This is a genomic window from Cohnella faecalis, assembly GCF_003570905.1.
In the GTDB taxonomy this organism is placed as follows: domain Bacteria; phylum Bacillota; class Bacilli; order Paenibacillales; family Paenibacillaceae; genus Cohnella; species Cohnella faecalis.
This window is the reverse complement of the sequence record NZ_QXJM01000027.1, coordinates 66,909-85,505: the sequence shown is the minus strand read 5'-3', so window position 1 is coordinate 85,505 and position 18,597 is coordinate 66,909. Positions and strand designations below refer to the sequence as shown.

Genomic DNA, 18,597 nt, shown 5'->3' with positions numbered 1-18,597 from the left:
CGCTATCGTTCGCGATTCTCCTGCATCCCCCGCAATAGAGTTGTCAGTTTTTGTTGAAATCGATCTCGGTCTTCATTGGTGAACGGAGGTGGCCCCTTCGTTCGCGCTCCTCCGCGCCTCTGCTTTGCCGAAAAATGTCGTTGAGCCAGCAGCTCGTCGATATCAGCTTCCCGTATTTCGCGTCCCCGCGGAGTCAGCACAGCCGCCCCCCGCGCCAAACCGAGCGCGGCGAGACCGTAATCTCCCGTCACCAGCACATCCTGCCGCGTCAGCACGTTGGCGATATAAAGATCGGCCGATTGATTGCTCGCATCGACGGTAACTACGCTGACCCGATCTTCCGCCACCAATCGGTGAGCGTGGCTGGAAACCATGAGCGCAGTCGCGTCAAGGCTTTGCACCGTTCGGGCGATTTCCGATTTGACGGGGCATGCATCCCCGTCGACAACGACTCGATTTCGAACAAGAACCATTTGATCACCACACACGTTCGTCCAAAGTTTGCCGTTATATTATATACGCTAATGAGCGCCAGAATCCTGCTTACGTCCCATCAAATTTTAACATGATACCTCTTGAGCCGCACACTGTCAAGACCACAGCCACATGATCGCCGCAAATTTGTCATATTTTAGGGTTTTATGGGAGCATGACGAATTCATCGGATAGAAAGAAAACGAAAGCAATAACGTCAAAATACTAAAAAGCTGTCTGGAGGCCTTCCATGTAGGGAAGGCTCCCAGACAGCTTGAATCGGATAAAAAGCAAAAGCGTTATTTCCCAAAATGCTCCAAAATCAAACTCGCCGTCTCCTCTACCGCCTTATAAGAGACGTCGATGACGATGCAGCCGATTTTGTCCATCACTTGGCGGGCGTGCTCCAGCTCTTTCTCGATCCGCTCCGTCGTGGCATAGGACGCCGAGTTGGGCAGCCCTAGAGCTTTCAGCCTTTCCTTGCGGATCGCGTTAAGAGATTCCGTGCTGATCGTCAGGCCTATCACTTTGCGAGGGGAAACGGCAAAGAGCTCCTTGGGCGGAACGAGCTCCGGAATGAGAGGAACGTTGGCCACCTTAAACGTCTTGTGCGCAAGCACCATGGAAAGCGGCGTCTTCGACGTGCGGGACACCCCGATCAGCACAATATCCGCCTTGTTAATGCCGGTTACGTCCCGGGCATCGTCGTAACGGACGGCGAACTCCACCGCTTCGACCTTGCGGAAATAGTCCGCATCCAGAACGTGGTTGAGCCCCGGCTCGTGCCGGGACTCCCTTCCGAGAGAACGCTCCAGCCTGTCGATAAGAGGACCGAGGAGATCGATTGCCGATACTTTGCGCGTCCTGGCCTGCTCGATCATGTAATCGCGCAAGTAAGGGATGACGAGGGTGAACAGTACGATGCTCTCCTCGGCTTCCGCCGCGGTCAATACCGCATCTATCCCTTCTCTCGATTGGATGAAGGACGCTCTGCGGATATGAATGGAAACCGGATGAAACTGCGCGGCGGCCGCTCTGACCGCGTGCTCTCCCGTATCTCCGGCGGAGTCCGACACGACGTAAACAGACACGCTTGCGTTCGGCATGGTGACCATCCCCTCGTCATAGATTTGTCGTTCGATTCTGGCGTGCGAACAATAGGCTATACTTGCTTAGCCGACCAGCTTGGTGAAGTCGGCGAACGCCTTCACGTCATCTGCTATCAGCGCCAATAAAGCGAGACGGTTGCGGCGAACCGCTTCGTCCTCCGCCATGACCATAACCGTCTCGAAGAACGTCGTGACCGGCTCCTTCAATGCGGCCAGTGCGGCGAAGGCAGCATCCGTATCCGCTTCGGCGATCGCTTTGACGAACGTTCCGTGCGCGGTTTGCCACGCCTCGTACAAGCTTCCTTCGGCGGCGTCGGCGAATAGATTAGCGTCGACTTGGCGCGAATCAGCCTTCGCCCCGAGGTTGCATGCGCGGTTGAAGGCTTCGACGATCGGACGGAACTCGTCGCGCCGTTCTTCCGAAGCCGCCTCATTCAACGTTGCGGCGCGAAGGATCGTGCGGCGAACGTCATCCGAGCCTGCGCCGAGAATAGCGTCTGCGACGTCGTAGCGGACATTGCGCTCGGTCAGAACGTTTTTCACGCGCAGCGTGAAAAACTCTTGCGCATCCTTGCGAATATCGTAGGCTTCGCGCTTCAATCCCCGTTCGGCATGAATCTCCAACGCGATGGAGAACAGCTCGGACAGCGGCAGCTCCAAGCCGTGTGCGAGAATGGTACTGACAATGCCGGCCGCTTGGCGGCGCAGCGCGTAAGGATCCTGCGAGCCGGTCGGCACGATGCCGATCGAGAAGCAGCCCGCGATCGTGTCGATCTTGTCGGCGATGCCGACGATGGCTCCGACGAGCGACGCCGGCGGATTGTCGCTGGCATTGCGCGGAGAATAATGCTCGTTGACGGCGCGCGCCACGCTTTCCCGTTCTCCCGCCTTGCGGGCGTAATCCTCGCCCATTATGCCTTGCAGCTCGGGGAACTCGTATACCATCTGCGAAACAAGGTCGAATTTGCAAATATCGGCCGTCCGGCTGACATCGGCGCGAACGCTGTCGTCGGCGCGCAGCGCCTGCGCAAGCTTGTCGGCAATCGCTCTCGTACGCCGTACTTTGTCGGCAACCGTGCCGAGCTCTTCATGGTAAACGATATTCTCCAGCTTGGCGAGCGCATCGGCAATGACAAGCTTCTTGTCTTCTTCATAGAAGAACTTCGCATCGGACAGACGCGCGCGCAGCACCTTCTCGTTACCTTTGGCCACAACATCGATCGACAGACCGTCGCCGTTGCGAACGGTAACGAAATGCGGCTGAAGGCGTCCTTCCGAATCGAGAACCGGAAAGTAGCGCTGATGCTCGCGCATCGACGTAATTAGAACCTCTTGCGGAATGTTCAAAAATGCCGGATCGAACGAGCCCGTCAGTACGGTCGGCGTCTCGACGAGGAACAGAACCTCTTCCAGCAAATCCTCTTTAACGGCGATATGCCAGCCGCGTTCGGCGGCCAGACGGCCGATGCCTTCCTGAATCGCCTTCTCCCGCTCGGCTACATCGACGATGACGTGCTGCTCTTTCAATGCTTCCACGTAAACGGCCGGATTATCGATCGTTGCGTCCGCTCCCAGGAACCGATGGCCCCGCGACACGTTGCCCGACTTCACGCCCGTTATTTCGAAAGGAACGACTTCGGAGCCATGCAACGCCGCGAGCCAACGGATCGGACGAACGTAGCGCAGATCGTAAGCGCCCCAGCGCATATTTTTTGGAAAGGTCAGCGAGGTGACAAGCGCCGGCAACGCTTCGGGTAGAAGGGAAGAAGTTTCCACGCCGACGCTGCTCTTGTTGGCGAAAATATATTCAACATTCGCCACTTCGCGAACGACGAACGATTCGGCGTCCACACCTTGGCTGCGACCGAATCCGAGAGCGGCTTTGCTCCAGGCTCCTTCGGCATCCTTGGCGATTTTGAGCGCCGGGCCCTTTACTTCCTCGTTCACGTCGGCTTGCTTGTCGGCCAACCCGATTACGATGACGGCGAGTCTGCGCGGAGTCGAATACGCTCGCACTTCCTCGAAGCTTAGACGGCTGTCGTTCAACCATTTGACCGTTTTGTCTTTCAGTTGGTCCATCGCCGCTCTAACGAAGCGGGCAGGCACTTCTTCCAAACCGATTTCCAACAACAAATCCTTAGCCATTGCGAACCGCCCCTTCCTTCAATAGCGGGAAGCCGAGCCGTTCCCGTTCCTGCAAATAAGTGGCCGCTACTTGGCGAGCCAAATTCCTAACGCGAGTAATATATCCCGTCCGCTCCGTTACGCTGATTGCGCCGCGGGCGTCGAGCAGATTGAACGTATGCGAGCATTTCAGCACGTAATCGTACGCCGGGAATACGAGATTCTGATCCATCGCCCGCTTCGCTTCCGCCTCGTAAGTCGAGAACAATTGAAACAGCATCGCCGCGTCCGACACTTCAAATGTGTACTTGGAATGCTCGTATTCGGGCTGCTTGAATACATCGCCGTAGGAGACGCCTTCTACCCATTCCAGATCGAACACGTTCTCTTTTTCCTGGATATAGGAAGCAAGCCGCTCCATACCATATGTGATCTCGACCGCTACCGGGTGGCAGTCGATGCCGCCGACCTGCTGGAAGTACGTAAATTGCGTAACTTCCATACCGTCAAGCCACACTTCCCAGCCGAGTCCCCAAGCGCCGAGCGTCGGCGATTCCCAGTTGTCCTCCACGAAACGAATGTCATGGTGGCGGGGATCGATTCCAAGCGCCTTGAGGCTGTCCAGGTAAATTTCCTGGATGTTGTCCGGCGAAGGCTTCATGATGACCTGAAATTGATGATGCTGGTAAAGCCGGTTCGGATTTTCCCCATAGCGACCGTCAGCCGGACGTCTGGAAGGCTCGACGTAAGCGACGTTCCAAGGCTCCGGACCGATCGTCCGCAGAAACGTCATCGGGTTCATCGTTCCCGCGCCCTTCTCCGTGTCGTAAGGCTGAACGACGATACAGTTGTACTTGGCCCAGTACTGCTGCAGCGTAAGGGTCATTTGTTGAAAATTCATTTTTCCTGCACTCCTTCGACAATTGGGTGTGACGGCTTGACGCTAGGCAGGAACGACGGATCGGAACGCAAAAAAGCTCCCGTCTCCAACGCCCGCTTCGCGGACGTAGGGACGGGAGCTCGAGGTTCCCGCGGTTCCACCCTACTTGATTTCACGACGACGATACGCCGAAAAATCCTCTTTTTTCCGTGGCATGTCTCTCTGGAGCGCCGTGTTCGCCGTTCCGTCCGTCCGGGCTTGCACCCTCCCCGGCTCGCTTCGCTGCCGACAGAACCGGTTACTTTCTCCTTCATCGAGAACGATTCAATTATGTAGTCATTCTATCTAACCGCGCGGCGGATGTCAATCACCCGCATCGTCGTTTCGGGAGGTCTGACGGCCGTATCGAAGCCAGGCTCCTGTTTAAGCCCAAGCATTTCCCCGTGCCGTTCCAATTGATCCAGAAACCCGCGCGACTTCAAATTCAAGCTTAAGTGGGCATCCATCCATCTTCGCATCGCGAACTGAAGCTGCCGCTTTGAGCTTTCTTTGAGCTCGACTCCTCCCAGCCTTCTCATATCGAGAGCCGCGAACAGCCGAAGCAGCTTCCATACCGGCTCGTCCAATTCCAAAGCGTAAGGATCGCGGTGTCTGCAGTTGCCGCACAACGCGCCGCCGACGGCCGGGCTGAAGCGAAACGGAACGTCCCGTCTGCCGCAGCCGGCGCACTCCGTCAAAATCGGCATATACCCCGCGGCAGACGACATTTTCATCTCATACACCCTTAGAACAACCTGCGGATCTTTGCCCTCCGCAAGCGCCGCCAAGCATGCCTTCAGCTGATAGTAAATATATTCCCCGGCCTCTTCTTCGTCTACCGCTCTGTCCGTCAGCTCACAAGCGTATGCGGCATAAGCGGGGCCTTCGAGTCCTTGCCGGAGCTGGCGGAACGGCTCCAGAACTTCGACGTTGTTAAGCGTGCCGAGCGAGCCTGTCTTGTAAAACGAAAAATCGCCGCACGTAAAAAGCTGCGCTGCCGCTCCGAAGCGGCTTTTCGGCTTCCTCGCTCCGCGAACGATGACTCCCTGCTTACCGTGCGTGGAGGTGAGCAGGGTTACGATTTTGTTGCCTTCCCCGTAATCCGTGCTCCGGATCACGATGCCTTCCACGCGATACAGCATCGGCCTCTCCCCCGTCCGAGCCGGACGGCGTGAGCCCGGCAACCGCCTTACGGCGGTTCCGCGTCTCCTTCGGCGCCGTCTTCTCCCAAGTCGGCCGTCTTATCCGCAGCCGAAGCTCCGAAGGACGAACCGGCCATGTCCATTTCCTTGTATAGCAAGTAAGCTTCGATATCTCCGGTTTGCGTAAACACGTGCCACGTGAAATCCCGCACAGCGCCTCATCCTCCCCGGCCGGAAATGTATTGCTTCCACGGTTAGGATGTCACCTGACGGACGGAGGTATCCCTGACAACTTTTATTCGTTTCGGAATCCGAGCGTCTTTAATACCGATTCGCGGTTGCGCCAATCTTTTTTCACTTTTACCCACAGCTCAAGAAATATTTTGGAACCGAGCAGCCGCTCCATGTCTTGCCGCGCTTGCTTTCCAACCTCGCGTAGCAGCGCGCCGTTCTTGCCGATAACGATTCCCTTCTGCGAATCGCGCTCCACGTAGATGACCGCGCCAATATTAACTACGCCGTTATCGCCGGTGCCCATGCTCTCGATCTCGACGGCGATGGAGTGCGGAATTTCTTCCCGGGTCATCTGCAATATTTTTTCCCGAATAAGCTCGGCGCAGACGAATTGCTCCGGATGGTCCGTCACCTGATCCGCCGGATAATACATCGGGCCTTCGTCCAAATATTTCGTAATTTGCTCCAGCAGAGTATTCACGTTATTGCCCTGAAGAGCGGAGACGGGAACGATTTCCGTGAAATCGTGCAACTTGCGGTACTTCTCGATAATCGGAAGCAGCGCTTCGGGATGCACCTTGTCGATTTTGTTCATGACGAGGAAGACGGGAGTGTTTACCCGCTTGAGCCGTTCGATAATATAGCGGTCGCCTCCGCCAAGCTCCTCCGAGACGTCCGTCAGAAACAAAACGGCCTCCACCTCGTTAAGCGCGTCCTCCGCAGCCTTCACCATGTAGTTGCCAAGCTTGGAATTCGGCTTATGGATGCCCGGCGTGTCGAGAAACACGATCTGGGCTTCGTCAGTCGTGTACACGCCATGAATTTTGTTGCGGGTCGTCTGCGGTTTGTCGGACATAATTGCGATTTTTTGGCCGATGACTTGATTCATCAGCGTCGACTTCCCCACGTTCGGTCTGCCTATAATCGCCACGAAACCGGATTTGAACGGTTGTTTCATTCGATTGCTCTCCTTCTATTCCTTCTCTAAATCGCGCGACGAGAAAAAGCCGGGAAGCAGCTCGGCAACGGTCGTCACGCGCCAATCGCCTTTCAAATTGCCAAGCACGACGGCATATCGGGCGGGCAAAGCTCGATCATCACTTGGCGGCACACTCCGCATGGCGCGATGGGCGTATCGGTATCGCCGATAACCGCCAAAGTCTTGAATTGTCCGGCCGTGCGTCCGTCGGCGACCGCTCGGAACAGCGCCGTCCGTTCGGCGCAATTGGTCGGTCCGTATGCCGCGTTCTCTACGTTGCAGCCATAGTGAGCTCGGTCTTCGTCGTCAATCGCCACCGCTCCTACCTTGAAATTCGAATAAGGCACGTAAGCCCTTTCCATCGCCTCTTTCGCCATTTCCAAAAGCCGCTTAGGCTCCCATGTCGATCCGATCATCGTACCCTCTCCCTATTCAACGTTGAGCCAGCCAGTGCCATAAGGGCGGTCCGAGCACGATCAAGCCGATCGCCGCAGCTCCCAGAGATGCGACAAGCACGGCTCCCGCGGCGATATCCTTAGCGGCTTTGGCGACAGGATGACGTTCCGCAGTCGCCAAATCGACAGCTCTCTCAATCGCCGAATTGAACATTTCGGAAGTCAGCACGCCTACGATCGAGGCAATTAGCCACAGCCACCCGTTCTTATCGATGTCAAGCAGCAGCGCCATCACTATAACGAGCGCTGCGGCGAACAAATGAAACCGCATGTGCGCTTCCTCCCGAACCGAAGTCCGGATACCTTGAAGAGCGTAAAGAAACGGCGGCCAAATCGACCGCCGCGGCTGCCTCCGGCTCACCTTGTCAATCCCGCTTGAGCGAGAACGGCTTCCTGCTTCGCGAACATTTCGCGCTCCTGCTCTTCATCGCCGTGATCGTAGCCTATCAAATGCAAAAAACCGTGAACGAACAAAAATCCAAGCTCCCGCTCGAAGCTATGGCCGTAGTCGGACGCCTGCTCCTCCGCGCGCGGAACGGAAATGACGATATCGCCGATCATATCGGCGAAAGGATCGCTCAAGTCCGTCGATTCGGCTTCCGCTTGCTCCGCGTCGTCCTCTTCATCGCCTTCGTCCGTCTCCACCGTTTCGTACTCGTCATCGTAGCGGATTTCGGGCTCGTCCTCCACCGTTTCCAGCATCGAGAACGACAGCACGTCGGTCGGCTTGTCCAACCCGCGGAACTGCTTGTTCAACTGGCGGATTCCTTCGTTGTCCGTAAGCGTCAGCGTAACGATTCCTTTGGTCACGCCCTCCTGCTCACCCGCGATCCGCAGCAGCTTCTCCAGCAATTCCATCCAAGCTTCCTCGCGCTCGCCCGCTCCGCCTTCCCGTTCGTCTATCCATTCAAGGCTTAATGTCATGACTGCTTCTCCTTCAGCTTTTTCATCTCTTTGTCGTCCGGATACTCGATACGAGAGTGAAACATTCCGATTACCGTTTCTTTGAGCGTCTCGGCGATTTTGTCCAGCTCCCGCAACGTCAAATCGCATTCGTTGTATTGATGATCGTCCAGCCGATCCTTAATGATTTTCCCAATGATCCCTTCGATCTGGGCGACTGTCGGGTGATTAAGGGAACGAACGGCCGCTTCCACGCAATCGGCGATGCCGACAATCGCCGCTTCTTTGGATTGCGCCTTGGGACCGGGATAGCGGAAGTCGTCTTCCGAATAGGCGCACTCCACGCCTTGCGCTTCCGCCTGCTTAACGACCTTATGGAAAAAGTATTTCAAGAACGTCGTGCCGTGATGCTGCTCGGCGATATCGCGAATTTGCTTGGGCAGCTTGTACGCCTTCAGCATATCGGCGCCATCCCGCGCATGCGCAATAATAATCGACGCGCTTACTTTCGGCTCCAGCTTATCGTGCGGATTTTCCCCGCCGTTCTGGTTCTCGATGAAATAGAGCGGACGCTTCGTCTTGCCTACGTCGTGATAGAACGAGCCGACACGGCAGAGCAGCCCGTTCGCCCCGACCGCTTCGGCAGCCGCTTCCGACAGGTTGCCCACCATCAGACTGTGGTGATACGTGCCGGGCGTTTCCGTCAGCAGCTTGCGCAGCAACGGATGGTTCGGATTCGACAGCTCCACGAGCTTCAGCGCGGAAAGTATGCCGAACGTCAATTCGAAAAAGGGCATTAGCCCGATGACGAGAACGGCCGTCAACAGCCCGCTTGAAAAAATGAAGCCGATGGATTGAACGATCTGCGTCTTGTCCGGCTCCTGGTCGACCAGCATAAGCGCCAGAACCGCAATGGAGCCGAACAGGCTGACCATGATGCCCGCCTTCAAAATCGACGACCGCTGGCTGGCCCGGTAAATGGCAAGGACGGCTGTGAACGATACGACTGCGGTCACGAAGCCGTAGTGGAAATCGAACACCTGCTTCTGCTCGACGTTCAAGACGATGCTGGCCAGCAGCGAGAACAAGAGAGCGCTGACCATGCCCAGATGCATGTCGATCAGCAAAGTAACGAGCATGCTCCCCAGCGCGACGGGCGCAAGAAGACCGACGTACGGCCATTGCTCGCTATGGGCGAGAGCGGCCAAATGCATGAACAACAGATTCAGGGCGAACACAATCAACAGCATGAGCCATTGCGCATTCGTCCTTTTCTGGGCTGCGGACGATGCCGTCAATTCTCCGTATCCATAGAGCGCTAACGTAAATAGCAAGCAAAACAGAAGCACGCCGACCTGAGGCCAATACGTCTTGCGTTCCTTAAGCATCTCCAGCGCGACGAGTTGATCGTAAATATCCTGCGTAATGACCTGCCCGGATTTGACGATTACGTCGCCTTGCTTGATGACGACGGGCGGCGCGTCTTTGCGCGCTTGCTCCTTCGCCTCGTCCGTCGCTTGCTTGTCATAGAACTTGTTCGGAAAGATCGTAAGCCGGGCAAGCTCTTGCACCGTCTCCCGCTCCGTCTTCGTCGGAAGAGTGCTGGCGTTGACAAGCTCGGCTACTTTCGTTCGCGCCGTCTCTGCTTCCGTGATCGGCTCTTTCGTCAGCTTGCGAACGATGTCGCGGGTAACGGTCTTCATCGCGGACAGCTGGTCGGAAGTAAGCTTGGGCAGCTTGTAGAACGTTTCCTCGGGGACGAGATAGCTTTGCGCCGTAACGACCCGCTTCATCTCCGCGAGCAAATCGTCTGAATACGACTGGGATCCCTTGTTGGAAGCGACAAAATCAGTCACGTATTTTTCCACGCGCATCGGAATGTCGCCTTTGAAAATATCGACCTTTTCGTTGAACGTAACCTGGTCTTCCTGATTCAATTGGTCGATTCTCGCGAACAACTCGTCGACAAGCAGCTCGTTGTGAAGCGCCACGATCGGATAGACGGGGCCGATTTTCTCGGCGGCCGCCTCCTGCGCTTCGAAAGTCGCTTTTTCGTCCTGCAATTGCTTTGGCGCCTTGATGTCCTTATCGCTTTTTGCATTAAGCGTCAAATCGTACGTCTCGGGAACGAGACGCGGCGAAATGCTCATGTAGAACAAGAGCACAAAAAGCAGAAGCAGAAGCCAGCGCACCGCGGCGCTGTGCTTCCACCCTGCACTTGATAAGGCGAGCGGTTTGCCCGATGGGCCTTTGACAATGCGACTCATCCGGCGATTCCTCCCTATGGCTGCTGTTCGTTATCCTGGTTGTAAGCCACAATGATTTTCTGGACGAGCGCGTGACGCACGACGTCCTGCTCAGAGAAATAGACGATTCCGATCTCTTCGATGTTGCGTAAAATTCGCTGCGCTTCGATCAATCCCGACTTTTTGCCTTTTGGCAAGTCGATTTGCGTAACATCGCCCGTAATGACCATATGCGAACCGAAGCCGAGCCGGGTCAAAAACATTTTCATTTGCTCGGGAGTCGTGTTCTGCGCTTCGTCCAAAATAATAAAAGAATCGTCGAGCGTCCTTCCGCGCATATACGCAAGCGGAGCGATCTCGATCATGCCGCGCTCCAGCGCTTTGGCGACTCCGTCCGCTCCCAGCACGTCGTTAAGCGCATCATACAACGGACGCAAGTAAGGATCTACCTTCTCCTGGAGATCGCCGGGCAGGAACCCGAGATTTTCCCCCGCTTCGACGGCGGGACGTGTAAGCAGAATCCGCTTGACGCGGCCTTCCTTCAACGCTGCGACGGCTAGAACGACGGCCAAATACGTTTTCCCCGTTCCGGCCGGTCCGATTCCGAACACGATGTCTTTCTTTCGTATAGTCGTGACGTAGTGCCGCTGTCCGAGCGTCTTCGGAACGATCGGCTTGCCGCGGTACGTCGTCGTTATTTCACCTTTGAAAAGCGCGAGAAGCGCATCCGCCTTCATCTCGCGAGCTAACTCCCAAGCGTAACGGACGTCTCTCTCCGATAGCTGCAAGCCGCTGCGAACGAGCTGCTGCAGCGTCTCGAACAGCTGCTCGAGGGATCGAACTTCCTTTTCCGGACCTTCGATGAAAATTTCCGCCTCGCGAGAACGAATGAGAGATATCGCATCCTTCTCGATCAGACGAAGAAACTTGTCCTGCGGCCCGAATAAGGCCAGCCCTTCCGCCGCGCTTTGGAGCGGAATTGTAACGGATATTTGCTGTTCCGACAAAAAGCCTCATTCCCCCTGGTCGACCGGTAATTGGATGAGGGGGCGTTCGACGGCAATCGATTGCTCCACCTCGAAAAGAATAGTCATCCTCACTTTACCATTCTCCGTTTGTTCATGCAAAAGGTTTTCGGACGTGATGCGCGCTCCGGGGCCGCTCTTCGCCAGCAGCTCCTTCCTCGCTTGGGCAAGCCCCGCTTCCTTCGCTTCGGCTTCCGTCAAGCTCGTTTCGGTCACCGCCGCCTCCAGTTCGCGCTCGTTCATAACGCCGAACGGAAGCTGCCATCGGCCCAGCCGCAGCTTGCTGGCCGTCGCTCGAATTTCAGAGTCCGCAAAAGGCTCGCCGCCGTATCCCGATACCTGCAAGCCGCGGTTTCCGATGATCCAATAGGTTCTTTCCTTCGATTCCCCGGTTAACGTCCTCACTTGACGCTTCAACGGCGAGACAATGTTATATTCATGCCATACGAGCCCCATGACGGTTCCTTTGGAAACGACCGCCTTCGTATGCGCTCCCCCATCCCCCAGCAAGCCGGAGATGAGAACCTGGCCCTTGCGCACGCGATCGTGCCGTTCAACTTGAGGTCTGCCATTTTCCGCGATAACCCGGGTTATGACGGCGTCCGCTCCGGCTACGAGATCCCTCGGCCCCTCCAGAGGCTTCTTGTCCGGTTTCGTGGCGTCGACGACCGTAATGACGACCTTCGTCCCTTTCTTCTCTACGCCGACCCAGGAAGCGTCGGGCAGGTGCCGCGAAAGCCTCTTGGCCAGCTCCGAAGTATCCGGCAAACGAAAAGACCATTGATAAGGGTGAAGCCCTTCCGCTTTCGCAGCTTGCAATATTTTATTTTCGGGGATGGCGGTTTCTCCCGTTACCTTCACATCCCATATAAAAGTGGACAAAATAAACAAGAGAAGAACAAAACCGAGCAAGCCGGACGCGAACGTCTTCCTCCGGGATAAGCGAGCAAGCTTGAAAGGGAGTCCGTGGCGCTTCAGCACGCGCAGTTTCCCGCCGCTGTCCCTCGCGATCGGACGCAGACGAAAAAAATCGGGCAACGATACTCCGAACCGCAATTCCTTTTCCGACGTAAAAGCGATATCCCATAAAACGATCCTCATCTTTGTGACGCCATTCAGGAACGCCTCGGGATTGCCCCCGACGAGCTTCACGACGGCGTATCCGCGAAGCATGGCCACCCAGTTTCCTTTCATGATTCCGACCCCTTTCCCGGCAAGGCTTGTCCAGCGCACTTCCTACGCCCGCCCCATGCAAGGGTCGGACGCACTCTTTTCATTTCGGATGAAGCCGGAACCCGGCGATTTGACCTTCGACCAAACAATCGTCCGCCCCGATATGACGAAGGACCAGGTTGCTTCCGGTCACTTCCATTTCTCCGCGATCCATAGCAAGCCGGAGCGAATCCGACGAAAAGTGGACGACCCCGCGATGATTTTCCACCGTAATCTGCAAGCCCGCTATCATCGTCACGCGGGGCAGATCCAGCACGACGTCCTGCGGAAGATCGAGAATGGCGGCGGCCCATTTGCGCAGCTTTCGGCTGACCGGCGGCATTAGGCGGTCCTCCCTCCTGTACCGTAAAACATATGCTCGGAGCATTCCGATTATGAAAACGGCACAATCCCGGCCCCTCCATCTGCTGAGTGCTTCCGCCGTCTTATCGCCTCATCTGTGGGATCTCCTCCTACTTTTGCGTGCTTCTGCCGACTTATCGCCTCATGTGTGGGATCTCCTCCCACTGTTGCGTGCTTCTGCCGACTTATCGCCTCATGTGTGGGATCTCCTCCTACTTTTGCGTGCTTCTGCCGACTTATCGCCTCATGTGTGGGATCTCCTCCTACTTTTGCGTGCTTCTGCCGACTTATCGCCTCATGTGTGGGATCTCCTCCTACTGTTGGCGTTTTACGTCGGGCCCGTTTTTCCTGAGTGAACGGGATATCGATACAAGGGGCACAAAGCAACCGCATTTCCCTAAATAGAAAAAGCAGCCTTCACGGCTGCTTCTCCTTAGTTCCTATGGCCTGCCAAAATTTATCGACGAAACGGCTTGCGAGCGCGAGGAGGACCGATGATTTCGGCCCACACGATGGCGCGACGCATATCTGTTCGGGTTAAAACCGATGGAACCTCACTTGAGGATTCGATTGGCACCGCAGCTTTCACTGCAGGCGTACCAGCGGCTGATAGAGCGACGTATCGGCTTTCCCCATCATTGCTGTTCGAGCCGAATGCGGCGCTGCTTGCCTGAGACTGCTCGGACCGCTCCGCTAACGAACGAACATCGGAAGATGCGGTTTGTTGAGAGAACGGACGGGAAGACTCGGCCGAGGGCATACCGGCAGGAGACGTCTGCCTCTTGGGCCGCTGCGGCAGCATTGAACCTCCACCGCCGAAATCCGGCATCCGATTCGGAGGCTTCTTCTCGATCGGAGATTTCCGAAAGAAAATCGAGTAAATAAACCCGATGACGACTACGACAATATAAATATGTCCGAGAAGAAACGAAAAGAGCTTCTCGATGACCTCATCCATTCCCTGTCCTCCTCTCCGCTACGGCTATAAACCGATTCAATTCGTTCACCGTTTAATATCGCCGTCGCCGTTTTTGCCTATCGAACCGCGCATTTCGGTGTCCGCTTCGATGTTCTTCAAATTCATATAATCCATGACGCCAAGCTTACCGCTCTTCAAAGCTTCCGCCATCGCAAGAGGAACCTCGGATTCGGCTTCTACGACTTTGGCTTGCATCTCGACGACACGGGCTTTCATCTCCTGCTCCTGAGCGACGGCCATGGCGCGGCGTTCCTCGGCTTTCGCTTGCGCAATCCGTTTGTCGGCTTCCGCTTGTTCGGTTTGCAAATGCGCCCCGATGTTTTTGCCGACGTCGACATCCGCAATATCGATGGACAAAATTTCGAACGCCGTACCCGCGTCCAGCCCTTTGCCAAGAACCGTGCGTGAAATCAAGTCCGGATTTTCCAATACATCCTTATGCGAATTCGCTCCGCCGTTCGTGCTGACAATGCCTTCGCCTACGCGGGCGATGATCGTCTCTTCGCCGGCGCCGCCGACGAGACGGTCGATGTTGGCGCGAACCGTAACCCGCGCTTTGACTTTGACTTCAATTCCGTCCTTAGCCACGGCGGATACGACCGGCGTCTCGATAACTCTAGGATTGACGCTCATTTGCACGGCCTGAAGGACATCGCGGCCGGCCAAGTCGATCGCCGCGGCCCGTTCGAATTCGAGCGGAATGTTGGCTCGCTGCGCCGCGATCAGAGCGTTGACGACCCGGTCTACGTTGCCGCCGGCCAGAAAGTGACTTTCCAGTTGGTTAATTGTTAGTCCCAGACCGGCTTTTGTAGCTTTAATGAGCGGATTGACGATCCGGCTTGGTATGACGCGGCGGAGTCGCATGGCGACCAGCGTAATGATGCTGACGCGAACGCCCGAAGCGATCGCGGAAATCCACAGCATGAAAGGGAAGAAGCTAAGAAAAACCGAAACCGCGATAACCGCTAACGCGATAATAACTAGCAATTGTACGTTCGAATCCATTTGATTAACCTCCAACAGTCGTTTTCGTTATTTTCGTTCCTTGACGACGATTCTCGTTCCGTCGATGGCCGTTACGATGATCGGCGTCCCTCGATCGACGTATTCCCCGGAGGTGACTACATCGACACGCGAACCCGAAATTTCCGCGATACCAGCCGGGCGCAGCGTTGTTAACGCGATCCCTTCTTGCCCGAGCCAGCTTTCCCGGGGCTCGTTCGGAACGTATCCTCCCTCGGTCGACAGCCGTTCCCGCAAAATGAACTTGTTCCATATTCCCTTGCGTCGGAATATATAGGCAAATACCGCAACGATCACCGCCGCTGCAAGTACGGCCCAGCCTAGAGAACGAACGGCGTCCCCTGTATCGTTCGCGGCCATCGCGATGCCGGCTACGACCCCGGCACAGCCCAATAAGCCTAGTATACCAAAGCTTGGAACGAACATCTCGAAAACGAGAAATGCGATGCCCAGAACAAAAAACACGATGGACTCCATCCCCGCAAAGCCTGCTATGGCATGCCCGAAAAAATACAATCCGAACGAAAGAAGACCGACTATTCCCGGAGCTCCGAAGCCCGGCACGAGCATTTCAATCGCGATGCCTGCGATTCCTAGAATGAGAAGAATCGTAGATACTCCGCTGCCTGTCACGAATTCAGCCAGCCGCTCCGAGAAAGACGGGTTAAACTCCACGACCGTCCGGTCGGACAAACCTTTCCATGCAAGAACCTCTTCGACGGACGAGGCCAACTTGTCGGCATAACCAACCTTAAGCGCATCTTGAGCCGATAGCGTAATGATTTGGCCTTTGTCCTTCGTGCGGCCGAGCTCTTTCAATTCGACGACGCGGCCCGGATCGACCATTCCAACGGCTATGTCCGGATTCCGGCCATTCAGCTGCGCGGCTGCAACCATCTCCGACGTCCAGAAGGACACATACTTCGGATTTTCAATAGGCTGTCCGTTCGCGTCGACGATCATTGCCGCACCGATCGACGTGCCCGGAGCCATTGCGATTCCTCCCGCGTTGAGCGTCAGGTACGCGCCGGCCGAAGCCGCTTTGCCTGTAACGTACGCCACCGTGGGTACCTTGGCCGTCCGAATTCGCGTTCCGATCTCTTCCGCCGTTCTTAGCTCCCCGCCGGGCGTGTTCACGTCGAGCACGACGAGCGAAGCCTTCGCTTCCTCCGCTTCCGTCAGAGCCCTGTCAATGAATGAGGCAAGCCCGCTCTCTACCGTTTGTTTCACGGGTACGACGTACACGGCTCCTTCGGATGCCGCCGCGGCTTGCTCCGTTGTTGCAAATCCGAATACCGACAATCCGAACGCTGCGATAAGCAAAACCTTTGCCCAAAAGCTGCGCGAATCTCCTTTTCGAACGATATCGAAAGGAACCAAGCTACTCCTCCTCCGCATTCGAACCGTACGGCGGTGCCGCCGATTCGTGTCAGGATGTTCCATCTATTCATAGGATGTATTACGAAAGCGCCTTTATGTAGGTTTCAGAAAAGCAAAAAGCACTCCCGGAAAGGGAGTGCCTGCGTTCACGAGGGATCATTGCAGAGCTTGCTGGACGAGTTGGTTGACGAGCTTACCGTCGGCGCGTCCTTTCACCTTGGGCATAAGAGCGCCCATCAATTTTCCCAGATCGGCTTTGGAAGAAGCACCGGTTTCTTGTATGGTCTGCTCTACAATAGCTTTGATTTCTTCTTCGGTCAGCTGCTGTGGAAGATACTGGCTAATGATGTCAATCTCTGCAGAGACGTTCGCGACAAGGTCTTCGCGGCCCGCTTTCTCGAAATCAAGAAGGGAATCCCGACGCTGCTTGAGCTCGCGGCTCATGATTTGAATCAAATCGTTATCGTCAAGCTCGCGGCGCAGCTCGATTTCGACATTCTTAACCGACGCGCGGATGAGCCGGATCGTGGATAGCCGAAACTTGTCCCCGTCCCTCATGGCTTGCTTCATATCTTCGTTCAATTGTTCCGCGAGTTTCATAAGTGCGGTTTCCTCCTACATGCTTGAGAGAGCATTCTTAGAACTTCCGTTTACGTGCGGCTTCGGACTTCTTCTTCCGCTTAACGCTCGGCTTCTCGTAGTGCTTACGTTTTTTAACTTCTGCGAGAACTCCGTCTTTGGCGATGGAACGCTTAAAGCGGCGGAGTGCAGCGTCGATTGTTTCATTTTTGCGTACTTTTGTTTCGGACACCTGTTTTCCCTCCCTCCGCAACAGACCACAAACCTCGGTTATCAAACCCCATTATATGTTATGGAGAAAGGGGGTGTCAACTTGAGGTATAGGCCGATGACTACGTTTATTTCGCATTGATGCCTGCCAATTTCTCCCCGCCGATCACATGCAAATGAATGTGAAAGACGATCTGCCCGGCATTCGCTCCGATGTTGGTGGCGACGCGGTATCCGTCAGCGGTCAGGCCCGCTTCATGAGCGATCTGCTTGGCGACAAGCATCATCTTTCCCAGCAATACCGCGTCTTCCGGAGCCGCCGCGTCCAGCGAAGCGAAATGCTTTCGCGGGATGACAAGCAAATGCACGGGCGCTTGAGGCTGTATATCGTGGAACGCGACGATGTCGTCGTCTTCGTATACTTTGCGGGATGGGATCGTTCCTTCAACGATTTTGCAAAAGATGCAGTCCATCTTGTCGTCCTCCGTTTCGCGGATCGAAAATGAAATTATTTTAATCATAACGCATCAATCGCCGCTCGTCCAATTTCGCCGCATTCCGCCGTCTCGAAATGCCGAGAACATGAGCAAGGCTACGGTTTAAGCTTTGCCGCCGCAGCCTCCATAACGCGAATAGCCTCGTTCGCCGCGGTCACCCATTCTCCTCCAACCGTCATCGCGCGATAGCCGGCTTCCCCTGTCGGAGTACGGAATCGTTGCAGCGCTTGGATCATTTCGGATGCGCTATCGCGAACGATAGTCAACGTTTGCTTCTCTTCGTCGGTTAATTCGCCATCGTGCTCGCCGATTCCTTTGAGCTTGCCGTCCGTGCCTATTATGGCATTCAAGGCAGTTACGGCTCTGCGAACCTCCTCGTCCTCCGAATCGGGCTTCTCGGGAAAGGTCGCGGCTTTCGAATATAGATTCAAGCTTTCGCCGGCTCCCGCGGCGCCTGCTTCGCCGAGAAGCTGCTTGGCTGCCAGCTTTTGAGCGGTCGTTTCCGCCTTGAGCAGTCCGTCCGAACCCGCATGCAGACGCTCCGCCATAAGAGCGGCTACAAGGTACGATTCAGCCAGACGCTGCCCCTCGTCCGTCGTTTTGCCCTGCTGAACGATCAGAAGCCTTGAGTACAACACGACGCATAGAATAGCCAGCCCCGTGATGATAATGAGCATGATAGGGACCGTATACGTCCGTTTGACAGGTGACTCCATTATCTTACCTCCTGCATGGCGCTGGGCG

Annotated in this window: 21 protein-coding genes and 1 pseudogene; 1 reads left to right on the top strand and 21 read right to left on the bottom strand. The window is 55.7% G+C overall.

The window, feature by feature from the left end; genetic code table 11:
* Positions 1-2: 2 nt before the first annotated feature.
* From D3H35_RS06245 to glyQ, 4 genes are all read right to left on the bottom strand, one after another.
* The gene (locus tag D3H35_RS06245; protein WP_119148258.1) at positions 3-473 is read right to left on the bottom strand and encodes a YaiI/YqxD family protein; all 471 of its coding nucleotides are present in this window, start codon (positions 471-473) and stop codon (positions 3-5) included.
* A gap of 300 nt (positions 474-773) precedes the next feature.
* Positions 774-1,580, bottom strand: coding sequence for a pyruvate, water dikinase regulatory protein (locus D3H35_RS06240; protein WP_119148257.1), 807 nt, complete (start codon positions 1,578-1,580; stop codon positions 774-776).
* A gap of 66 nt (positions 1,581-1,646) precedes the next feature.
* Complete coding sequence (gene glyS, locus D3H35_RS06235; protein ID WP_119148256.1) at positions 1,647-3,728, bottom strand: glycine--tRNA ligase subunit beta; 2,082 nt, start codon at positions 3,726-3,728, stop codon at positions 1,647-1,649.
* Positions 3,721-4,608, bottom strand: coding sequence for a glycine--tRNA ligase subunit alpha (gene glyQ / locus D3H35_RS06230; protein WP_119148255.1), 888 nt, complete (start codon positions 4,606-4,608; stop codon positions 3,721-3,723). Before glyQ ends, glyS begins: the two co-directional genes overlap by 8 nt.
* A 36-nt stretch (positions 4,609-4,644) precedes the next feature.
* On the opposite strand from glyQ, the gene D3H35_RS06225 reads away from it, so the two are divergent.
* Positions 4,645-4,923, top strand: a complete 279-nt coding sequence (locus tag D3H35_RS06225; protein WP_119148254.1) for a hypothetical protein — start codon at positions 4,645-4,647, stop codon at positions 4,921-4,923.
* Between the two features lie 5 nt (positions 4,924-4,928).
* Here D3H35_RS06225 and recO read toward each other — a convergent pair whose 3' ends face one another.
* The 17 genes and pseudogenes from recO to D3H35_RS06140 all read right to left on the bottom strand — a co-directional run bounded on the left by recO (position 4,929) and on the right by D3H35_RS06140 (position 18,569).
* Positions 4,929-5,768, bottom strand: a complete 840-nt coding sequence (recO, locus tag D3H35_RS06220; protein ID WP_119148253.1) for a DNA repair protein RecO — start codon at positions 5,766-5,768, stop codon at positions 4,929-4,931.
* Positions 5,769-5,815: 47 nt separating this feature from the next.
* Complete coding sequence (locus D3H35_RS06215) at positions 5,816-5,980, bottom strand: YqzL family protein (RefSeq protein ID WP_119148252.1); 165 nt, start codon at positions 5,978-5,980, stop codon at positions 5,816-5,818.
* A gap of 83 nt (positions 5,981-6,063) precedes the next feature.
* Positions 6,064-6,960, bottom strand: a complete 897-nt coding sequence (era, locus tag D3H35_RS06210) for a GTPase Era (protein ID WP_119148251.1) — start codon at positions 6,958-6,960, stop codon at positions 6,064-6,066.
* Between the two features lie 15 nt (positions 6,961-6,975).
* Positions 6,976-7,397: pseudogene (gene cdd, locus D3H35_RS06205) on the bottom strand (cytidine deaminase).
* A 16-nt stretch (positions 7,398-7,413) separates the two neighbouring features.
* Positions 7,414-7,797: a diacylglycerol kinase family protein gene (locus D3H35_RS06200; RefSeq protein WP_267901352.1), complete on the bottom strand. Its 384-nt coding sequence runs from the start codon at positions 7,795-7,797 to the stop codon at positions 7,414-7,416.
* Positions 7,794-8,360 carry an rRNA maturation RNase YbeY gene (ybeY, locus tag D3H35_RS06195; RefSeq protein ID WP_119148250.1) on the bottom strand — a complete coding sequence of 189 codons (567 nt, stop codon included), beginning with the start codon at positions 8,358-8,360 and terminating at the stop codon, positions 7,794-7,796. Before ybeY ends, D3H35_RS06200 begins: the two co-directional genes overlap by 4 nt.
* Positions 8,357-10,606 (bottom strand): HD family phosphohydrolase, encoded by a 2,250-nt coding sequence (locus tag D3H35_RS06190; RefSeq protein WP_119148249.1) that lies wholly within the window; start codon positions 10,604-10,606, stop codon positions 8,357-8,359. Before D3H35_RS06190 ends, ybeY begins: the two co-directional genes overlap by 4 nt.
* Before the next feature lie 14 nt (positions 10,607-10,620).
* Entirely contained in the window at positions 10,621-11,592 is a 972-nt protein-coding gene (locus tag D3H35_RS06185; RefSeq protein ID WP_119148248.1) for a PhoH family protein, read from the bottom strand.
* Between the two features lie 6 nt (positions 11,593-11,598).
* Positions 11,599-12,804, bottom strand: a complete 1,206-nt coding sequence (gene yqfD, locus D3H35_RS06180) for a sporulation protein YqfD (protein ID WP_147355761.1) — start codon at positions 12,802-12,804, stop codon at positions 11,599-11,601.
* A gap of 79 nt (positions 12,805-12,883) precedes the next feature.
* Complete coding sequence (gene yqfC, locus D3H35_RS06175) at positions 12,884-13,165, bottom strand: sporulation protein YqfC (RefSeq protein WP_119148246.1); 282 nt, start codon at positions 13,163-13,165, stop codon at positions 12,884-12,886.
* Positions 13,166-13,642: 477 nt separating this feature from the next.
* Positions 13,643-14,143 carry a hypothetical protein gene (locus tag D3H35_RS06170; RefSeq protein WP_119148245.1) on the bottom strand — a complete coding sequence of 167 codons (501 nt, stop codon included), beginning with the start codon at positions 14,141-14,143 and terminating at the stop codon, positions 13,643-13,645.
* Between the two features lie 45 nt (positions 14,144-14,188).
* Positions 14,189-15,169 carry a flotillin-like protein FloA gene (floA, locus tag D3H35_RS06165; RefSeq protein WP_119148244.1) on the bottom strand — a complete coding sequence of 327 codons (981 nt, stop codon included), beginning with the start codon at positions 15,167-15,169 and terminating at the stop codon, positions 14,189-14,191.
* A 27-nt stretch (positions 15,170-15,196) separates the two neighbouring features.
* The gene (locus D3H35_RS06160; RefSeq protein WP_233567788.1) at positions 15,197-16,567 is read right to left on the bottom strand and encodes an NfeD family protein; all 1,371 of its coding nucleotides are present in this window, start codon (positions 16,565-16,567) and stop codon (positions 15,197-15,199) included.
* 156 nt (positions 16,568-16,723) lie between these two features.
* Positions 16,724-17,167 carry a GatB/YqeY domain-containing protein gene (locus D3H35_RS06155; protein WP_119148243.1) on the bottom strand — a complete coding sequence of 148 codons (444 nt, stop codon included), beginning with the start codon at positions 17,165-17,167 and terminating at the stop codon, positions 16,724-16,726.
* Between the two features lie 37 nt (positions 17,168-17,204).
* Positions 17,205-17,378, bottom strand: a complete 174-nt coding sequence (gene rpsU, locus D3H35_RS06150; protein WP_005547957.1) for a 30S ribosomal protein S21 — start codon at positions 17,376-17,378, stop codon at positions 17,205-17,207.
* 106 nt (positions 17,379-17,484) lie between these two features.
* Positions 17,485-17,877 (bottom strand): histidine triad nucleotide-binding protein, encoded by a 393-nt coding sequence (locus D3H35_RS06145; RefSeq protein ID WP_411675130.1) that lies wholly within the window; start codon positions 17,875-17,877, stop codon positions 17,485-17,487.
* Positions 17,878-17,948: 71 nt separating this feature from the next.
* Positions 17,949-18,569, bottom strand: coding sequence for a hypothetical protein (locus D3H35_RS06140; RefSeq protein ID WP_119148241.1), 621 nt, complete (start codon positions 18,567-18,569; stop codon positions 17,949-17,951).
* Positions 18,570-18,597 lie beyond the last annotated feature (28 nt).

Coding starts and splice junctions, on each gene's coding strand:
- D3H35_RS06245 (WP_119148258.1), bottom strand. CDS start 473: ATGGTTCTTGTTCGAAATCGAGTCGTTGTCGACGGGGATGCATGCCCC.
- D3H35_RS06155 (WP_119148243.1), bottom strand. CDS start 17,167: ATGAAACTCGCGGAACAATTGAACGAAGATATGAAGCAAGCCATGAGG.
- yqfC (WP_119148246.1), bottom strand. CDS start 13,165: ATGCCGCCGGTCAGCCGAAAGCTGCGCAAATGGGCCGCCGCCATTCTC.
- D3H35_RS06145 (WP_411675130.1), bottom strand. CDS start 17,877: ATGATTAAAATAATTTCATTTTCGATCCGCGAAACGGAGGACGACAAG.
- D3H35_RS06240 (WP_119148257.1), bottom strand. CDS start 1,580: ATGCCGAACGCAAGCGTGTCTGTTTACGTCGTGTCGGACTCCGCCGGA.
- era (WP_119148251.1), bottom strand. CDS start 6,960: ATGAAACAACCGTTCAAATCCGGTTTCGTGGCGATTATAGGCAGACCG.
- ybeY (WP_119148250.1), bottom strand. CDS start 8,360: ATGACATTAAGCCTTGAATGGATAGACGAACGGGAAGGCGGAGCGGGC.
- glyQ (WP_119148255.1), bottom strand. CDS start 4,608: ATGAATTTTCAACAAATGACCCTTACGCTGCAGCAGTACTGGGCCAAG.
- yqfD (WP_147355761.1), bottom strand. CDS start 12,804: ATGAAAGGAAACTGGGTGGCCATGCTTCGCGGATACGCCGTCGTGAAG.
- D3H35_RS06170 (WP_119148245.1), bottom strand. CDS start 14,143: ATGGATGAGGTCATCGAGAAGCTCTTTTCGTTTCTTCTCGGACATATT.
- glyS (WP_119148256.1), bottom strand. CDS start 3,728: ATGGCTAAGGATTTGTTGTTGGAAATCGGTTTGGAAGAAGTGCCTGCC.
- recO (WP_119148253.1), bottom strand. CDS start 5,768: ATGCTGTATCGCGTGGAAGGCATCGTGATCCGGAGCACGGATTACGGG.
- D3H35_RS06190 (WP_119148249.1), bottom strand. CDS start 10,606: ATGAGTCGCATTGTCAAAGGCCCATCGGGCAAACCGCTCGCCTTATCA.
- D3H35_RS06140 (WP_119148241.1), bottom strand. CDS start 18,569: ATGGAGTCACCTGTCAAACGGACGTATACGGTCCCTATCATGCTCATT.
- floA (WP_119148244.1), bottom strand. CDS start 15,169: ATGGATTCGAACGTACAATTGCTAGTTATTATCGCGTTAGCGGTTATC.